Annotated in this window: 14 protein-coding genes; 7 read left to right on the top strand and 7 right to left on the bottom strand. The window is 65.7% G+C overall.

Annotated features, from left to right (window positions below):
• Positions 1-74: 74 nt before the first annotated feature.
• Positions 75-1,661 carry a glutamate--cysteine ligase gene (gene gshA, locus LQ956_RS11645; RefSeq protein WP_238630020.1) on the bottom strand — a complete coding sequence of 529 codons (1,587 nt, stop codon included), beginning with the start codon at positions 1,659-1,661 and terminating at the stop codon, positions 75-77.
• 69 nt (positions 1,662-1,730) lie between these two features.
• Between gshA and LQ956_RS11640 the strand changes: the two genes are divergently transcribed.
• Genes LQ956_RS11640 through LQ956_RS11630 form a run of 3 tightly spaced genes read left to right on the top strand, consistent with a single transcriptional unit; the run spans position 1,731 to position 3,597 of the window.
• Positions 1,731-2,549 (top strand): M90 family metallopeptidase, encoded by an 819-nt coding sequence (locus tag LQ956_RS11640; RefSeq protein WP_238630021.1) that lies wholly within the window; start codon positions 1,731-1,733, stop codon positions 2,547-2,549.
• A gap of 3 nt (positions 2,550-2,552) precedes the next feature.
• Positions 2,553-3,113: a DUF2058 family protein gene (locus LQ956_RS11635; RefSeq protein WP_238622145.1), complete on the top strand. Its 561-nt coding sequence runs from the start codon at positions 2,553-2,555 to the stop codon at positions 3,111-3,113.
• A 58-nt stretch (positions 3,114-3,171) separates the two neighbouring features.
• A complete protein-coding gene (locus LQ956_RS11630) occupies positions 3,172-3,597 on the top strand; it encodes a flagellar basal body-associated FliL family protein (RefSeq protein WP_238622144.1) in 426 nt (141 codons plus the stop codon).
• A gap of 30 nt (positions 3,598-3,627) precedes the next feature.
• Here LQ956_RS11630 and LQ956_RS11625 read toward each other — a convergent pair whose 3' ends face one another.
• Entirely contained in the window at positions 3,628-5,532 is a 1,905-nt protein-coding gene (locus LQ956_RS11625; RefSeq protein ID WP_238622143.1) for an ATP-binding cassette domain-containing protein, read from the bottom strand.
• 202 nt (positions 5,533-5,734) lie between these two features.
• Between LQ956_RS11625 and LQ956_RS11620 the strand changes: the two genes are divergently transcribed.
• The gene (locus LQ956_RS11620; protein ID WP_238622142.1) at positions 5,735-6,673 is read left to right on the top strand and encodes a GGDEF domain-containing protein; all 939 of its coding nucleotides are present in this window, start codon (positions 5,735-5,737) and stop codon (positions 6,671-6,673) included.
• 4 nt (positions 6,674-6,677) lie between these two features.
• Here the strand turns inward: LQ956_RS11620 and LQ956_RS11615 are convergent, their stop codons facing one another.
• Positions 6,678-7,613 carry a hydrogen peroxide-inducible genes activator gene (locus tag LQ956_RS11615; protein WP_238622141.1) on the bottom strand — a complete coding sequence of 312 codons (936 nt, stop codon included), beginning with the start codon at positions 7,611-7,613 and terminating at the stop codon, positions 6,678-6,680.
• 495 nt (positions 7,614-8,108) lie between these two features.
• Here LQ956_RS11615 and LQ956_RS11610 point away from each other — a divergent pair, with 495 nt between their 5' ends.
• Positions 8,109-9,542 (top strand): adenylate/guanylate cyclase domain-containing protein, encoded by a 1,434-nt coding sequence (locus LQ956_RS11610; RefSeq protein ID WP_238622140.1) that lies wholly within the window; start codon positions 8,109-8,111, stop codon positions 9,540-9,542.
• Positions 9,539-10,621 carry a tetratricopeptide repeat protein gene (locus LQ956_RS11605; RefSeq protein ID WP_238622139.1) on the top strand — a complete coding sequence of 361 codons (1,083 nt, stop codon included), beginning with the start codon at positions 9,539-9,541 and terminating at the stop codon, positions 10,619-10,621. Before LQ956_RS11610 ends, LQ956_RS11605 begins: the two co-directional genes overlap by 4 nt.
• Positions 10,622-10,631: 10 nt before the next feature.
• Here LQ956_RS11605 and LQ956_RS11600 read toward each other — a convergent pair whose 3' ends face one another.
• From LQ956_RS11600 to LQ956_RS11585, 4 genes are all read right to left on the bottom strand, one after another.
• The gene (locus tag LQ956_RS11600) at positions 10,632-11,846 is read right to left on the bottom strand and encodes a TraB/GumN family protein (RefSeq protein WP_238622138.1); all 1,215 of its coding nucleotides are present in this window, start codon (positions 11,844-11,846) and stop codon (positions 10,632-10,634) included.
• Between the two features lie 85 nt (positions 11,847-11,931).
• Entirely contained in the window at positions 11,932-12,876 is a 945-nt protein-coding gene (locus tag LQ956_RS11595) for a pentapeptide repeat-containing protein (RefSeq protein ID WP_238622137.1), read from the bottom strand.
• 63 nt (positions 12,877-12,939) lie between these two features.
• The gene (locus LQ956_RS11590) at positions 12,940-13,476 is read right to left on the bottom strand and encodes a Slp family lipoprotein (protein ID WP_238622136.1); all 537 of its coding nucleotides are present in this window, start codon (positions 13,474-13,476) and stop codon (positions 12,940-12,942) included.
• A 2-nt stretch (positions 13,477-13,478) separates the two neighbouring features.
• Positions 13,479-14,033 carry a Slp family lipoprotein gene (locus LQ956_RS11585; RefSeq protein WP_238622135.1) on the bottom strand — a complete coding sequence of 185 codons (555 nt, stop codon included), beginning with the start codon at positions 14,031-14,033 and terminating at the stop codon, positions 13,479-13,481.
• Between the two features lie 118 nt (positions 14,034-14,151).
• On the opposite strand from LQ956_RS11585, the gene hrpB reads away from it, so the two are divergent.
• A complete protein-coding gene (hrpB, locus tag LQ956_RS11580) occupies positions 14,152-16,659 on the top strand; it encodes an ATP-dependent helicase HrpB (protein WP_238630022.1) in 2,508 nt (835 codons plus the stop codon).

Raw genomic sequence — 16,659 nt, 5'->3', positions numbered from 1 at the left:
AAATGCCTTCGCGACTGCGGCGTCAGGGTGCTTGCGCGGGGGTGACATCAAGACACCTGAACGGCCGTGACGGCCTATCGAAAATAACGTCGCAGGTACTCGGCGAAGGACACGTCATCCTCCGCCTCCAGGCGCTGCTGTCGTACCAGGGACTCCCGGGCCCCGGCCTCCAGCATCGCCTCCCTCGCCGGGTCAAGCCCCGCTCCCCGCAGGCAGGTTGCATGGGCCAGGGACATCTGCCGCGCAAACTCGTGAAAACCCTGCTCGCGCTCACACATCAGGGCCAGCATGCGGGCGGAAGGCGTCAGCTTCGCATCGGCCACCTTGGCCTGCTGCTCCGCCAAGGAACGGGAATAGGGCTGCTCCGCGTCGCCGTCATCCAGCACCCGACACAGCGGTGCCATCTGCTCCAGCACCTCGGTCGCCCAAGCCCGTAACGGCACCTGCCCGCCGTTGCGCATGAGCTGCAGCGACGGGTCCCTGCCCCGGTGGGCGGTGGCGCTCTGGTTGTGATCAATGGCAAAACGCTCCACCTCGCTGATGGGCGGACTGTCCAGCAGCAAGGCATAGATCATGAACGCCTCCAGGAAGCGAAGCTGGGACTCATTGACCCCCAGGGGATCAAAGGCATTCACGTCCACCGAACGTAGTTCCACATAGGCCACGCCACGCCGCTCCAGAGCCACCGTGGGTCGCTCATCCCCCTCCGTCACGGGTTTGGGGCGCACGGTACTGTAATACTCGTTTTCGATCTGCAGGATATTGGCGTTGAGCTGGCGATATTCCCCGCCCACCTCCACGCCGATCCGGGCATATTCCGGCGACGGCGTGTTGATGGCCCGGGACAGGCTGCGGACATAGCCCTCCAGGCTGTCATAGTTGGCCTTGATGCCGCTTTCTTCTTCCTTGCGGTTCTGATAGCCGATATCACCCATGCGCAGGCTGGTGGCCCAGGGTTCGTAAAAAGTGGTCTCGTCAAATTCCACCAAGGTGGTGGGCTTGCCGGCGAGGAAGGATCGACACACCGCCGGGGAGGCCCCGAAGAGGTAGGGGATCAACCAGCCCAGGCGCTGCAGGTTGCGGATCATGCCGAAATAGCCGCGGTCACGAAACCGGCGAGGCTCTTCTCCCTCTGCCCCCAGTACCTGCTGATAGATGGGCCAGAAACACTCGCCCATGGAAAAGTTGAAATGTACGCCGGCGATCACCTGCATCAGACGCCCGTAACGGTGACCCAGACCCAGACGATAGACGGTCTTCATGCGTCCGGCGTTGGAATCGCCATAGCGGGCCACCGGAATCCCCTGCTCCCCCGCCAACACGCAGGGCATGCTGGTGGCCCAGAGGAATTCATCATCGATGCGGGGATAGGTGAAGGCGTGCAGGTCCCGCAGGAAGGCCAGGGCCTCACCCGGGGTATCGCAGGGCGGGGTAATGAATTCCAGCAGGGCTTCGGAATAGTCGGTGGTGATCCAGGGGTGGGTCAGTGCCGAACCGAGCGCGCGCGGGTGGGGCGTCCGGGCGATGCTGCCGTCCGTATCCACCCGCAGGCTTTCCTTTTCCAGACCGATGCGGGTACCCCGCAGACAGCGGGCACCGCCCAGGTTGAGGATCTGCCGTAGGCGTGTTTCACAGTGGGTGTACAACGTTGACTTCTCCATCGGAGCCATCCTTCATGCCATGCCATCATACTATGGCTGTGGCTGAAAACTTCAGTGCTACCCCCCATAATGACCCTGATCCACCCCTACCTGACGCACCCCGGCATGCCCCCTCTGTTCAAATCCTGGCGACGACAGCGCACCCTGGCCCGGGACCCCATTCCGGACGTACTCTGGCATGCCGGGCTGGCGGCGCAGCCCATACTGACCGGACTGAGCGGTACCGAGCGGGCGGAGTTGCGCCGCCTGGCTACCCTGTTTCTGCATGAAAAGCACCTCCACGGTGCCCATGGCCTGGAGATCAACCCTTCCATCGCCCTGCACATCGCCCTGCAGGCGTGCCTCCCCATCCTCAAACTGGGGATCGACTGGTACGACCAGTGGTCCACCATCATCGTCTACCCCGATGACTTTCTGCCCCGGCGAGAGATCATGGACGATGACGGCATCCTGCACCTGGATGAAAGCCCCTACAGCGGCGAGGCCTGGGAGCGGGGGCCGGTGCTGCTGTCCTGGGCGGCCATGGCCGCGGGAGAGCCGCTGGCCATTCACGAATTCGTCCATACCCTGGACCTGCGTAACGGTGTGGCCAACGGCATGCCGCCCCTGCACCCGGAAATGTCCATTCAGGACTGGACCCGGGCCCTGAGCAGGGCCTACGATGAGCTACATGCTCGGCTGGACCGGGATGAGCCGGTGGACCTGGATCCCTATGCGGCCAGCGAACCGGGTGAATTCTTTGCCGTAATGAGCGAATATTTCTTCGTCGAACCCTGGACCCTGGCTCAGTCCTATCCGGATGTCTATGGGCAATTCCGCCAATTCTACCGCCAGGACCCCTTGGCTCGACTGCCACGGGGCCCCGGCGTTTTGCACGTTAAGGAGTAAGACATGACCCAGAGCCTCCGCGAGCAGTTGCTCCAGGCCGGACTGGTCACTGAAGAACAGGTCAAGCAGGTCGAACAGGCCAAGACCCCTGTCGCCCGTCAGGGTGAGCGCCGAGGGGCGCGAAACGCCGCCCCCGGCAAGGGCGGTCACGGGGCCGGACCCAAGCGCCAGGGCCCGCGCAGTCCGGGACGCAGAACCGGCAAACCCCAGGGGCAGACACCTCGCGGCAAGCCTCAAGGACAACAGGCATCAGAGACGCCGGCGCCTCAAGCCGTACCCCGACCCGATGCCCGCGCCCTCAAGCACCAACTCCGGCAACTGGTGGCGGCCCACCGCATGAACAAGGAGGAGGCCGATGTGGCCTATCACTTCCAGGTGGGCAGCACCATCAAGCACCTCTACGTGACGGCGGAACAGCAGGCAGCCCTGGCGGAAGGCCGTCTGTGCATTGCGTTTCTGGATGGCCGGCGCAACCTGCTGCCCGTGGCGCAGGGGCGCGAGATCCTGCGCATCGACCCAAGCCGCACGGTGATCTTCCCCGGCGATGACGATTCCACCCCATGACCCGGCCGCCGAATCGACCGGGGCCGGGACCCTCACTGCTTCCACACAGGCTCAAGACATGCAACGCCAAAGAACCAAACTGACCGTTTTCCCGGCCCTGCTGCTGATCGCCCTGCTGGGGTGGAGTCAGACGGCGCCGGCCGCGCCCTCCGGAGGGGGGGCCACCTGGCCGGGCTATATCCCCCTGCAGCCGGCCCTGGTGGTGAATCTGGACAATCCTCGCCGGGCCCAGTATCTGCAGCTCAATGCCCAGCTCTACGTGGAGACGGCGCAGGAGGCCCAGCTGGTGGAACACCACATGCCGGTGATCCGCCACCACCTGATCCTGTATTTCGGCGGCCGTGATCCGGAACTGGTGCAGACCTCCGCGGCCCGGGAGCAGCTGCGCACCGAGGCCCTGGACAACCTGCGTCAGGTCATGACCGATCACACCGGCACACCGGCCATCAATGGGCTTTATTTCACCGGTTTCATCGTGCAGTAATCCTCGGTATCGGCAGACTGTCGGTCGCCCCTAGTCCGCCGACTCCGCAATCTCCAGGGCCTCGCAGGCCTCCAGCCAGGTCGATTCCACCTCGGCCAGCCGCCGGGCGGTTTCCGCCTGGCGGCCCAGCAGCGACTGCAGGCGCTCCCTGGCGGATGCCTCATAGATCGCGGGGTCCGCCAGGGCCTCATCCAGGGACCGTTTTTCCTGCTCCAGGGTTTCGTGTTCCCGTTCCAGCCGTCTCACCTGATCCCGCAGGGGCTTGAGCCGCTGCCGGAGTGCCGCCTCGTCCCGCTTGCGGGCCTTGCGGGATGCCGCGCCCTGTTCACCACCCATTTCCCGGACGTCACCGCCCCCCTGGGCCCGCTCACGGGCCGCCAGCCAGTCCCGGTAATCTTCCAGGTCACCCTCAAAGGCCTGGGCGCCCCCATCGGCCACCAGCAGGAAGTCGTCACAGACACTGCGCAGCATGTGACGGTCATGGGACACCAGCACCACCGCCCCCCCGAAATCCTGCAGGGCCTGCTCCAGGGCGTGACGCATGTCCATGTCCAGGTGGTTGGTGGGCTCGTCCAGCAGCAACAGATTGGGCCGCTGCCAGACCAGCAGGGCCAGCACCAGTCGGGCCTTCTCCCCACCGGAGAAAGGTTCTACCGGCGCCAGGGCCTGATCCCCCAGAAAACCGAAGCCACCGAGGAAGTTGCGCAGTTCCTGCTCCCGAGCCCGGCCGTCCAGTCGCTGCAGATGCAGCAGGGGACTGGCCTGGGGATCCAGCTGCTCCAGCTGGTGCTGGGCGAAATAGCCCACCGACAGATCAGGTGCCGGCTCCCGGGAGCCAACCAGGGGGGCGAGGTCCCCGGCCATGATCCGGATAAGGGTCGACTTGCCCGCGCCGTTGGGGCCCAGCAACCCCAGGCGTGCCCCCGGATGCAGGGAGTATTTGACCCCCTGGATCACCGCTGTCTCGCCATACCCGCCGGAGATGCGATCCAGCTTCAGCAAGGGATCGGGCAGGCGCAGGGGCTCGCGAAAGGCAAAACGAAACGGTGAATCGGCATGGACCGAGGCCACCCGGGTCATGCGCTCCAGGGCCTTGAGGCGGCTCTGGGCCTGGCGGGCCTTGCTGGCCTTGGCCCGGAACCGGGCCACGAACGTCTCCATGTGTTCGATTTCCCGCTGCTGGCGCTCATGCAGGGCCTGCTGGCGGGAGAGGGCCTCCGCACGGGCCAATTCGAAGGCGGAATAATCGCCGGTATAGAGCCGGATGCCGCCCTGCTCGATATGAGCCACATGGGTCACCACCCGGTCCAGGAAGTCCCGATCATGGGAGATGAGCAGCAACGTCCCCGAATAGGATATCAGCCACCGCTCCAGCCACAGCACCGCCTCCAGGTCCAGGTGATTGGTGGGTTCATCCAACAACAGCAGGTCCGACCGGCACATCAGGGCACGCCCCAGGTTCAGGCGCATGCGCCAGCCACCGGAAAAGGAGGCCATGGGGCGTCGCTCATCCCCCGGCCCAAACCCCAAACCGTGGAGCAGCTTGCCGGCCCGGCTTTCCGCAGTCCAGGCATCAATGGCATCCAGGCGGGCATGCAGTTCCCCCACCCGGGCCCCCTCCCCCGCGGCTTCCGCCCGGGCCAGATCCCCTTGCAGACGACGCAGCTCGGCGTCGCCGTCCATGACGTAATCCAGGGCGCTGCGTTCGCTCCCCTCCACCTCCTGTGCCACGTGGGCGATAACCCAGTCCGAAGGCAGACTGCATTCCCCCTGGTCAGGGGCCAGCTCCCCCCGCAGCAGGGCAAACAGGCTGGACTTGCCGGTGCCGTTGGCGCCGGTCACACCCACCCGCCAGCCCGGATGAATGGTGAGATCCGCATCCTGGATCAGGACCCGGGTACCGCGTCTGAGGGAGAGATGTTCGAGTCTGAGCATGGGGGCAGAGTGTATCAGTCCGCCGCGAAAGACCGCAGCACGACTTTCCGGCACCGGCGGGAAAATCCGACCGGCAGCGGCGTCATTTTTCCGCCGCCCAGCGCATCAAAAAACAATAAATATTTGTTTTATTAAAATATTTATAGGTGGCACGGAATTCGCTTCAATTACTTCACAGAGGAACAGAGCCGAGACAGGACACATGATCCGTCAAATCATCCAGGCCCCGATTGAAACCCGTTACCAAGCAGGTAACACCGTGGTCAAAGCCCCGCAGTTCCTGGGTGGCCGCGCCGCGCCCCCCGGCCCGACCGAACTGATCGACACACCGCGGCTACTGCACCGACTGCAGACCACCCTGGACCTGGACGAACTGATTGATATCTTCTCCAACTCCATCGCCTGGCGCATCCCCCACGACGGCCTGACCTTCGATCGTGAAGACCGGGGCATTCATGTGAGCCGCGGCCGCTTGTCCCGACATAGCTGTCGTTACAACCTGATGGTGGACCAGTGTGAGCTGGGGGAACTCCGGCTGCTGCGGGGACGTAAATTCCGGGAGTCGGAACTGGCAGCCCTGGAAGAGGCCCTGACCGCCCTGATCTATCCGCTGCGTAATGCCCTCCTCTATTACGAGGCCCTGCAGGCGGCCCAGACGGACCCCCTCACCGGCCTGCAGAACCGTACCGGAATGAATCGGGCCGTGGAGCGGGAACTGGCCGTGTGCCGTCGTACCGCACAGCCGATGGCCATGCTGGTGCTGGATGTGGACCACTTCAAGCGCATCAATGACCACCATGGCCATCATTCCGGCGACCAGGTGTTGATGGCCGTGGCGCAGCGTCTGCGGGAAGTCACCCGCAAGAGTGACATGGTGTTCCGCTTCGGGGGCGAAGAATTCGTCATCCTGATGGCCGGCACCGATGCCCCGGCGGCGGCCGTGGGAGCCGCCCGGGTCCATGAGGCCATCCGCGACTGCCCCCTGCCCCTGGGAGGCGGGGATCATGTCGAGGTCACTGCCAGCATCGGCGTGACCATCTATCGAGAGGAAGACACCCCCCACAGCCTGTTCCAGCGTGCCGACCAGGCCATGTACCGGGCCAAGCAGGCAGGCCGCGACCGGATCGAATGGGCGGAATGATCCTTCAGGCGGCGCCCTTGACGTGCTCCAGGCAGGGCACATGGATCTCCATGATGGCCTGCCGGACCACCTCGATGGCGCGGGGACGCGGAAAGCTGCTGCGCCAGGCCAGGGCCACCCGACGCTCGGGCACGGGGTCATTGAAGCGTCGGATTGCCAGCAGATGCCGGGCGTAGCGATCCGCGCCCGCGGCTGAACAGGGCAGGATGGTCACCCCCATGCCGGTCACTACCATGTGACGGATGGTTTCCAGGGAACTGCCCTCCACCGAATGCTGGATACGGTTGCCTGAAGATACCGTGGAATGACAGGCGGGACAGGCCAGCAGGACCTGCTCCCTGAAACAGTGCCCCGCTCCCAGCAGCAGCAGGTTTTCCTGTGCCAGTTCATCGATATCCAGCTTCTGACGTTGCGCCAGCGGGTGATCGGCGGGCAGCACGGCAACGAAGGGTTCGGCATACAGCGGGAGGGTCACCACCCCCGGTTGCTCGAAGGGTAGCGCCACGATGATGACGTCCAGTTCTCCCTGCCTGAGTCCCTCGGCCAGGCGTGCGGTGTAGTTCTCCTCGATGATCAGGGGGAGCTGCGGCGCCCGGCGGTGTATCTCAGGCACCAGATGGGGCAGCAGGTACGGACCGATGGTATGGATGGCGCCGAGGCGCAGGGGGCCGGCCAGCTGATCCTTGCCCTGACGGGCCAGATCCACCAGGGTATCCACCCCTTCCAGAATGCGCTGGGCCTGCTGCACCACTTCCTCGCCCACCGGGGTGATGCTGACCTCGGTCTTGCTGCGCTCAAACAGCATCACACCCAGTTCTTCCTCCAGCTTCTTCACCGCCACGCTCAGGGTGGGCTGGCTCACATGACAGGCCTCGGCGGCCCGGCCGAAATGCCGCTCCCGTGCCACCGCCACGATATAACGCAATTCTGTCAGGGTCATGAGATCATCCCGTCATTGATCCACCAAGGGCGTCGCTGCTGCAACCGAGTGTAACCCAGAGCATCGGCAAGTCATCCCGCCGGAGCAACGGCCTTGACCCCGGTCTACCTTCCTACTCCCGCACACCAGAATTGAGCATAACTCCGGTCTACGGCCGAGAATGTTCTGAACACGCCATTTCCGACTCATAACACGTCACTCCCTCATAACACGCCATTCCCCCATAACACGCCATTCCCCCATAACACGTCATTCCCGACCCCATGACACGTCATTCCCGCGAAAGCGGGAATCCAGCGCGCCCTGAACTCCCGCTTTCGCGGGAGTGACACGGTAGAGAGAGGTGGGAATGGCGGTAAGGGGGCCGGAGTGATGGGGAGGCCCTTTCCGGGAGCAACCAGAAGAACCTTCTCGTAAGCGACGACAGGAGGTTTTCATGGGAGTAGTGATATCATCATGGCACCCATACCGCCACCTCATGCCCCCGAGACCTCCATGGCATCCCCCCTCCTCAGGCTGAGGCGCCATATCGACGCATATCGACCGGGTCACCTGCCGGTTGCCCATAAACTCGGCCTGAGCATTTCGCTGCTGATCATCGGCTGCGTGACCTTGCTCGGCCTGGTGATCATCAACCAGCAGAGCCGACTGCTTCACGAGCAGATGGACGGCTTCGGTCAGGCGATGGTGGAACAACTGGCGGAAACCTCCAAGGAACTGGTGCTGGCCGATGACAGCCTGGCCCTGAATGCGCTGATCATCAACCTGGCAGGCAGCCCCACGATCATGGGTGCCGCCGTCTATCATCGCGACGGCCACCCCCTGGCCCGATCGGGGCTGGTTCCGGAAACCCTGACACAGAGACTGGCCAGCCCCCTTCACCATCAGGCCTCCAGTTATGCGGGCAACATCCATTTTCAGGATGTACACCTGGGCACCGCGGTGGTGACCCTGAGCCAGGCGGAACAACACACCGCCGCACGTCATGCCGTGACCGCCATCGCGCTCTCCACCCTCATCATCAGCCTGATGGCCGGGATTGCCGCCTTTCTCATGGGCAAGCACTTATCCCGCCCCATCGACCAGCTCATGATCGCCACCCGGGCCATCGGCACCGGCGATTACCGCTACCGGCTGGAGAGTCGTCGACGGGACGAGATCGGGCAATTAATGACGGCCTTCAACCGGATGGCCCGGGGGCTGGAGGAAAAGTCCCAGGTGGAAGGGGCGCTGAGCCGCTATGTCTCCGTCGGTGTGGCGCGCAAGATCATGAACAATCTGGATCAGCTGGAGTTGGGTGGACATCAGGTGGAGGCGTCGGTACTGTTTGCCGATATTGCCGGCTTCACCTCCCTGTCCGAACAGCTGGAGCCGGATCAGGTGGCGCGACTGCTGAACGAGTATTTCAGCTACGTCAGCCGCATCGCCCATTGCTACCGGGGCACCATCGACAAGTTTCTGGGCGACGGCGTCATGGTGGTCTTCGGCGTCACCGAGGACGACCCGGACCACCGTTTTCATGCCATTGCCTGCGGCGTGATGCTGCAACGCCTGGTGGCCCGCCTGAACCGGATACGGGTCAAGGCCGGCCAGGTACCGGTGCGGTTCCGGGTGGGCGTAAACAGTGGTCTCATGCTGGCCGGCAACATGGGGGCGGACGATCGCATGCAGTACACGGTGGTAGGTGATGCCGTCAATCTGGCAGCCCGCCTGATGGCCTCGGGCGACCCGGGGCAGGTCATCATCCCGGCGGCCCTGCTGGCGGAGGATGAGCTGGCGAAAGCCATCCAGACCCGCTCCCACGGCTACCTGTCCCTGCGAGGCAAGGAAGCACCGGTCCATACCTGCGTGGTCGAGGATGTGAGCGAACCGTATCGCCCTTTCATGGAGCGGAATATCCACGCGTTAATCACGGGGCCCGCCCCATGATGATCCTACGACGTGCCGTCCTGCCGTTACTGCTCGCCCTGGGGTTGTCGGGCTGCACCACCGTGATGATCCAGCCCTACAGCCCCGAACAGCGCCTGCAACTGGCCCTGCAACGGGGTGATGTCGTCTTGGTACAGGGAATCATGGCCACCCTGCCGCCGGCGGAGGATGACCCTGAACGGGCCTCCCTCCGGGTCTGGCTGGAGCGTGCCGGCCCGCACCTGGAGCAGGCCATGTTGATGCAGGCGGCCGGACACCTGCGACGGGAACAATGGAGCCATGCACAGGAAAGTTATACCCGCGGGCTGGCCGTGCGGCCCGACAGCGAAGCCCTCAAGACGGCCCAGGCCCGAGCCCTCAAGGAACAGCAGGAGCACCTCCAGCACTTGCGGGTGAGGCTGCTGCTGTCCCAGGGACGCGCCCTGACCACCCTCACCCCGCTCTATGCCCAGATCCTGCGGGCCGACCCCGCGAACGATCGGATACAGGAGGCCCTGGTGCAGGCGAAACAGGATACCGGACGGGTGGCCGAGGCCCTGCTGCAACTGGGTCTGTCAGCCCTGGAGGAAACGGATCACGCTCTCGCGGTGGAGGCCCTGAGCTTGTCTCTGGCGCTGGCTCCCGACGAGGCGGCTGAACAGGCCCTGCGATCGACCCAGGCCGCACAGAGCCGGCAACAGGCGCTTGAGCGACGGGCTCACCAGGCCCAGTTGCAGGCGCAATGGGCGCAGCGCAACCAAGCACTCTTCAGCAGTTTCCAGGGGGCCATGGAATCAAGCGACCTGCCGGCGGCCCGCCGCCATCTGCTGGCGCTGGAACAGGCCCAACCCCGGGATGCCACCGTAAGACGACTGCGGCGGGAACTGGCCAAGGCGGTGGATGCGGAGGTGACCCTGGGACTGGAGACGGGCCGACGCCTGTATCTGGACGGCAGGATTCCCGAAGCCCTGGAGACCTGGCGCAACCTGCTGGAACTGCGGCCCGATCACCCGGAGTTGCAGGCCCACGTCAGCCGCGCGGAGCGGGCCCTGGAGTCGCTGCGCCGCCTGGAACCGGGCGCATCCGCGACCAGTCCATAAGGATCAAGCTTCAGCTGCCCAGGAGACGCTCGGCGATGCGAAAACCCGCCGCGTAGGTGCCGATGGCCGAGCCCAGGGTCGTGAACAGGAATACCAGCAACACCCGCGAGACCCGGTTCTTCCACCAGCCCCGCAGATGAGTGGTGTCCTGACGCAAGCGGGAAAAGTCACCCACCGTGGGCTTGCGCAGGAAGGTTTCCATCGCTGCGGCCACGAAACCGACGCCGATGGTGGGGTTCAGGGAGGTGAGCGGCGCCGCCAGGGCCGCGGTGACCACGGTCACCGGATGGCCGCCGGCAATGAGTCCGCCGATACCCGCCAAAGTACCGTTGATGAGCACCCAGTCCATCACCAGCTGCCAGCCCAGTTCCGGATTGCGGCTGAAGCCCAGGATGAAACCGAAGATCACCAGGGCTACCACCAGCCAGGGCAGGACCTTTGGCCACATGGCCGGCGGCGGTTCTTGGTCCAGCCGCCGGATCAGGTCCGCCGGCGACTCGGCGTCGGTCCCGGCAAGGGCCTGGCGGATACCCTGCAGATGGCCCGCCCCGACCACGGCCAGGATATGCCGGTACTTTCCTTCCCGGGCTTCCTGCCTGAGACGGGCCGCCATGTAGTGATCCCGTTCCTGGATCAGGGGGGTGTAGAGGGCCCGGGATTCCTCAGCAAACTGGGTGAAGGTGGACTCCAGCACGTCACCGCTCTTGAGGCGCTCGATCTCCTCTTCCGAGATCTTTTCCTTGCTCACCACACTGGCCATCAGGCCCGCGAACAGATTGATGCGCCGCCACCAAGGGACGTTACGGTAACAGCGCTTGAGGGTTGTCCCCACTTCCCGGTCGATGAGCAGCACGGGCAGGTGGGCTTGGCGGGCCTCGTCGATGGCCGCCCGCATCTCGGCACCGGGCTCGATACCGAACTGTTCCGCCAGCCGCTGCTGGTAGGCCCCCAGGGCCAGGCTGGCAGTCACCATGGGCACCTTGCCCTGGCGCAGCACCTGAAACAGATTCATCTGCGCCAGGGCATCCGGATTGAGAATGGCATGATGGCGACTGGGGCACAGTTCCACCGCGACCGCATCAAACCCCCCACTCTGCAGCAGTCGGCTCACCGCCTCGGCGGAAACCCGGGAGACATGGGCGGTGCCCAGCACCGTGATTCGGGTGCCGTCAAGGGTGAGGGTGAACTGGGGTTCATCCGAGGAAGAGGCGACTTGATGATCCATGCAGGCGTCCAGGGAGTGATGCGGAAACGGCCGGGCAGGCCGGGGCCGCCACCATAGCAGGGCGGCCGGACTTAGGCCATCCTCATCAGGGGGTGGGGTCCTGACACGTCCCCACGGAGCCGGCGGCGCAGATACGGCCATCCACCCAGACAGCTCGACTCAGGAGGGCACCGGTGAGGTCCGCTCCGCTCAGATCGGCACCGCGCAGGTCGGCATAGCTCAGATCGGCACCCGTCAGCCGTGACCGGATCAGGCGGGCCTCCACCAAGATCGCCCCGGTGAGGCGGGCGCCGCCCAGGTCCGCATCCGTGAAACGGGCCTGACGCAGATCGGCATAGCTCAGATCCGCGTCGGTCAGACGGGTCTGCTCCAGACGCCCGGCCAGCAGATCCGCATTGTTGAGCACGGCCCCGGTCAGGTCGGCACCGCGCAGGTCGACCCCCAGCATGCGGCAATAGCTCCAGTTCACCCCCGGTGCCGCCGGGGCCTGACAGTCCGGCGGCGGTGAGGGCGGCGTGCGCCCCAGCGAGGACACCAGAAGGCCCGCCAGCAGGAGCAACCCCAGCAGACCGCCAAACAACACCCAGGGCATCCAGGCCTTGAGTGAGTCATCGCGGGGTCGGCGCTCCAGGAGTTCCGCCCTTTGCTGGCGGAAGTTCAGGATCTCCGGCGGTTCGGACCGGCGCCGATCCGGGCACGCGCGCGCCTCCGGCGCGACCTGACCATCCTCTTCCGTCTCTTCCGGCGCTTGCGTGCGTCGCTCCCGGATGCGTTCATCCTCCCGCAGACGGGCCTGCAGAAGCCGCAAGTGCCCTTCTGGACCGTGGGTATTGAGCAGTTCCTCGGGAATCAGGTGGGGGTGCTCGGCAATGCATTTCCAGTGCTCGCCATCAGTGCTGATCTGATCTTCGATCTCCAGGCGGCCCAGCAGCAGATACCGGGACACCACACGACCGGGGTGTGGCCCGCTGACCCGGCCGTCGCGGCGCGTGAACCACAATTGGCGACCACTGTCCTTGGAGGCATCCATGAGAGAGATATTGACCCCGCCGACCCCGACAAAGCAAGCCGCAAAGAGACACCTTCGGCAGCGTCAGTTCCTGAAGATCACACCGATGCCGATGTTGAAACGCGGGCTGCCGGAAGCCGGCACGGCATGATCCCGGGGCCACAGGTGGAACTCATCCACCTCGACCCGGGGATAGAGGTACGGGGCCGCCCCCACCTTGCCCGACACGGTGCCGTCGAGACCGCCGCTCACGGTCAGACGACGCCCGGGCTCGAAGTCCACGGTTTCCAGATAGCCGGGGACGTGAGCCAGGAAACGCCCCTGAGGTGCGCGCGTGGTATCGGGTCCCTGGCTGCGGCCGAGGGGGTAGCCCAGGACCTCGATCTCGGTGACATCCGCCAAATTGCGGGCATGGACGATGACGCCACCCCACAGCACCCGGGTACCGGCCAGGGCCTGGGCATCCCGGACGGCCCCGGCCGGGGTCAGGGCCGCATCCACCCGCCCGGTATCAAAACGCGGCCCGGTGGCGCAGCCCACCGGGAGAAGCAGGATGAGCAGCAGGATCAGCAGCCGGCGAGCGCGCACCGCGGGATCTTTCCTTGCGAGGGCATCATGCATCTTCAATACCGCCATGGTCGGTAGTAGGGGTGATAGAAGGGGTACCATGGATCATACAGTGGAGAATGAAACGGCGGCGGATAATGGTGATAAGGGTCACGAGTCGGCTCGGGCCTGGGGCTCCACAGGTGGGTCCCGGTGGTCAGGATCAGGGGAAAGGCATACCGGTACTCACCGATGGGTCGATGCACCACCCCTTCCACTCGCCCGGTCACGGTAAATTCCCTGCCTTCGACATAGACCAGCGGGTCCAGAAAACCCTGGACATGGGCCAGGAACCGGCCCTCGCTGACATCCACCTGCCGGGGACGGCCCCGGCCATCCAGGGGCCGGGACACCACCTCCACCACGGTATGATCCTGCCGGTTTTCAACCCCGGCGATCACCCCGCCCCAGCGGACTTCCCGCCCCAGCCAGGCATCCGGATCGGCCCGGACCACCATCAGGGCGGGTATCGCCTCTGGCACGTCGGCAATGACCGCAGGCGGACGGGAAGCGCAACCGGCGAGCAGGACGCCGCCCAGCAGCGACACGAACACCAGCCACCCGAACCTCATGGTCTTCACCTCGTAGAGACAACGGAACCTGTTACGGACCGAATGCACGCAGCACGGTCCGACATGACGTTAAAATCCATGTCCCTTCGACAGGACCGCAGCGGAAACATTCCCCATCATGCCCCATCCTCCCCAGCCCATCGATGTCGTCCTGCCGCAGGTGATGCAGGCCCTTGCCGAACAGGGCGCCGCCGTGCTGCAAGCCCCGCCGGGGGCCGGCAAGACCACCCGGGTCCCTCTCGCCGCCCTGGATGCCCCCTGGTGTACGGGCACGATCCTCATGCTGCAACCTCGCCGACTGGCCACTCGGGGCGCGGCCCTGTTCATGGCCGGGCTGCGAGGTGAAGCCGTCGGTGACATGGTCGGCTATCAGACCCGGCTGGAACGCCATGTGGGCCCCCGTACCCGCCTGCAGGTGATCACCGAGGGGATACTCACCCGGCGCCTGCAGCAGGACCCGGCCCTGGAGGGGGTGAGTCTGGTGATCTTCGACGAATTCCATGAACGCAACCTGCAGTCGGACCTGGGACTGGCCCTGTGCCTGCAGGCCCGCGGCCTGCTGCGGGAGGACCTGCGGGTGCTGGTGATGTCCGCCACCCTGGACGTGGCCCCGGTGGCCCGGCTGATGGGTGACGTACCGGTGATTCACAGCGTGGGGCGTCGGTTTCCGGTAGACATCCGCCACCTGACGCCGTCACGGCGAGGCCCTGTCGACCTGGAGACGCTGATGACCACGACCCTGCGGGGGGTGCTGACGGAGGAGCCCGGCAGCGTGCTGGCCTTCCTGCCCGGACAACGGGAGATCGAGCGGGTGGCTCAGGCCCTTGGCAGCGGCAATCTACCCCGGGATGTGGGCATCCACCCCCTCTACGGCAGTCTGCCGCCGGAAGCCCAACAGGCGGCCATTACCCCCTGCCCTGCTGGACAACGCAAGGTGGTGCTCACCACCGACATTGCCGAAACCAGCTTGACCATCGAAGGCGTGCGGGTGGTGGTGGACAGCGGCCTGGCCCGGCGGCCCCGGTTCGATCCCGCCTCCGGACTCACCCGGCTGGAGACGGTGCGCATCAGCCGGGCCTCGGCCACCCAACGCAGCGGTCGGGCGGGCCGTCTGGAACCCGGCGTGTGCCTGCGCCTGTGGACCACCGGCGACGAACAGGCCATGCCGGAACACAGTCCGGCGGAAATCCTGGAAGCGGATCTGGCGCCCCTGGCCCTGGAACTGGCCCGCTGGGGTGCCGATGCCGGGGAACTGGCCTGGCTGGACCCACCACCGCCGGCGGCACTGGCCCAGGGCCGGGATCTGCTGCAACGGCTGGGGGCACTGGATGAGGCCGGACGCCTGACCGCCCATGGCGAGGCCATCGCCGCCCTGGGGACCCATCCCCGGCTGGCCCACCTGATGCTCAGTGGTCGCCGTCTGGGTCTGGAAACCCTGGCCTGCAGACTGGCGGCCCTGCTGGAGGAGCGGGATATTCTCGGCGGTCTGGACGGCCCCGCCGAAGCGGACATCTATCTGCGACTGGAAGCCCTTGAGGGACGGACGGTACCCGGCCACCGCATCCATCGCGGCAGCCGGGAGCGAGTGCTGCAACAGGCCCGGCGCTTTGCCACGGCCATGGCACGGCGTCCCGCCCCGCCGGCCACGGGGCCGGCACCACCGCCACCCCGGGAGGCTGCCGGACTGCTGCTGGCGCTGGCCTATCCGGACCGGATCGGACAACGCCGCTCCGGCGCCGAAGCGCGCTACCGGCTCTCCGGGGGGCGCGGGGCGACCTTCAGCCGTCACGAATCCCTCTCCGGCAACGAATGGATCGTGGTCCCCAATCTGAACGGCGCCGGGCGGGAGGCACGCATCTTTCTGGCGGCAACGCTGAACCGGGAGGACCTGGAGAGCCATCTGGGCCGGCTGCAGGAACGGCGGGAGCAAGTGGTCTGGGATGCCCGGGTCGGCGCCGTGGCCGCGCAGCAAGACATCCGCCTGGGGGCATTGACCCTGGAGACCCGCCCACTGCCATCACCGGATCCGGAACGGATCCGCACCACCCTGCTGGAAGGTATCCGGGACACGGGCCTGGCCTGTCTGCCCTGGAACCGGGAGTCCCAGGGACTGCGGGAACGGGTGAACTTTCTGCACCGCACCCAGGGATCCCCCTGGCCGGATCTGTCGGATGCGGCCCTACTGCAAGGTCTGGAGCATTGGCTGGGTCCCTGGCTGGAGGGTATGAACCGGCTGACACACCTGCAACGCCTGGACCTGACGGCCATCCTGCGTGGCTCTCTGGGCTGGCCCCTGCCCCAGGACCTGGACCGGCTGGCCCCCACCCATCTGACCCTGCCGGGGGGACAGCGGGTCAGGCTGGATTACGGCCGGGGAGAGGTGCCGGTGCTGGCGGCCCGCCTACAGTGGCTGTTCGGTCTGAAGGAGACGCCCCGCATCGCCGGCGGTCGAGTGCCGCTACTGGTGCATGTGCTGTCGCCGGCCCAACGGCCGGTCCAGATCACCAGCGACCTGGCCGGTTTCTGGTCACGGACCTATCCGGAGGTGAAGAAGGACCTGAAAGGACGTTATCCCAAGCATGCCTGGCCGGACGACCCGCTGGCGGAGACCCCTGCCCGGCGCTAA

The organism is Ectothiorhodospira lacustris (assembly GCF_022227845.1).
Lineage (GTDB): Bacteria > Pseudomonadota > Gammaproteobacteria > Ectothiorhodospirales > Ectothiorhodospiraceae > Ectothiorhodospira > Ectothiorhodospira lacustris.
The sequence above is the reverse complement of the archived record's forward strand: the minus strand, read 5'-3'. Positions and strand labels throughout refer to the sequence as shown.

Coding starts and splice junctions, on each gene's coding strand:
- LQ956_RS11605 (WP_238622139.1), top strand. CDS start 9,539: ATGATGATCCTACGACGTGCCGTCCTGCCGTTACTGCTCGCCCTGGGG.
- hrpB (WP_238630022.1), top strand. CDS start 14,152: ATGCCCCATCCTCCCCAGCCCATCGATGTCGTCCTGCCGCAGGTGATG.
- LQ956_RS11620 (WP_238622142.1), top strand. CDS start 5,735: ATGATCCGTCAAATCATCCAGGCCCCGATTGAAACCCGTTACCAAGCA.
- LQ956_RS11600 (WP_238622138.1), bottom strand. CDS start 11,846: ATGGATCATCAAGTCGCCTCTTCCTCGGATGAACCCCAGTTCACCCTC.
- LQ956_RS11630 (WP_238622144.1), top strand. CDS start 3,172: ATGCAACGCCAAAGAACCAAACTGACCGTTTTCCCGGCCCTGCTGCTG.
- gshA (WP_238630020.1), bottom strand. CDS start 1,661: ATGGAGAAGTCAACGTTGTACACCCACTGTGAAACACGCCTACGGCAG.
- LQ956_RS11590 (WP_238622136.1), bottom strand. CDS start 13,476: ATGCATGATGCCCTCGCAAGGAAAGATCCCGCGGTGCGCGCTCGCCGG.
- LQ956_RS11595 (WP_238622137.1), bottom strand. CDS start 12,876: ATGGATGCCTCCAAGGACAGTGGTCGCCAATTGTGGTTCACGCGCCGC.
- LQ956_RS11585 (WP_238622135.1), bottom strand. CDS start 14,033: ATGAGGTTCGGGTGGCTGGTGTTCGTGTCGCTGCTGGGCGGCGTCCTG.
- LQ956_RS11615 (WP_238622141.1), bottom strand. CDS start 7,613: ATGACCCTGACAGAATTGCGTTATATCGTGGCGGTGGCACGGGAGCGG.
- LQ956_RS11635 (WP_238622145.1), top strand. CDS start 2,553: ATGACCCAGAGCCTCCGCGAGCAGTTGCTCCAGGCCGGACTGGTCACT.
- LQ956_RS11610 (WP_238622140.1), top strand. CDS start 8,109: ATGGCATCCCCCCTCCTCAGGCTGAGGCGCCATATCGACGCATATCGA.
- LQ956_RS11640 (WP_238630021.1), top strand. CDS start 1,731: ATGACCCTGATCCACCCCTACCTGACGCACCCCGGCATGCCCCCTCTG.
- LQ956_RS11625 (WP_238622143.1), bottom strand. CDS start 5,532: ATGCTCAGACTCGAACATCTCTCCCTCAGACGCGGTACCCGGGTCCTG.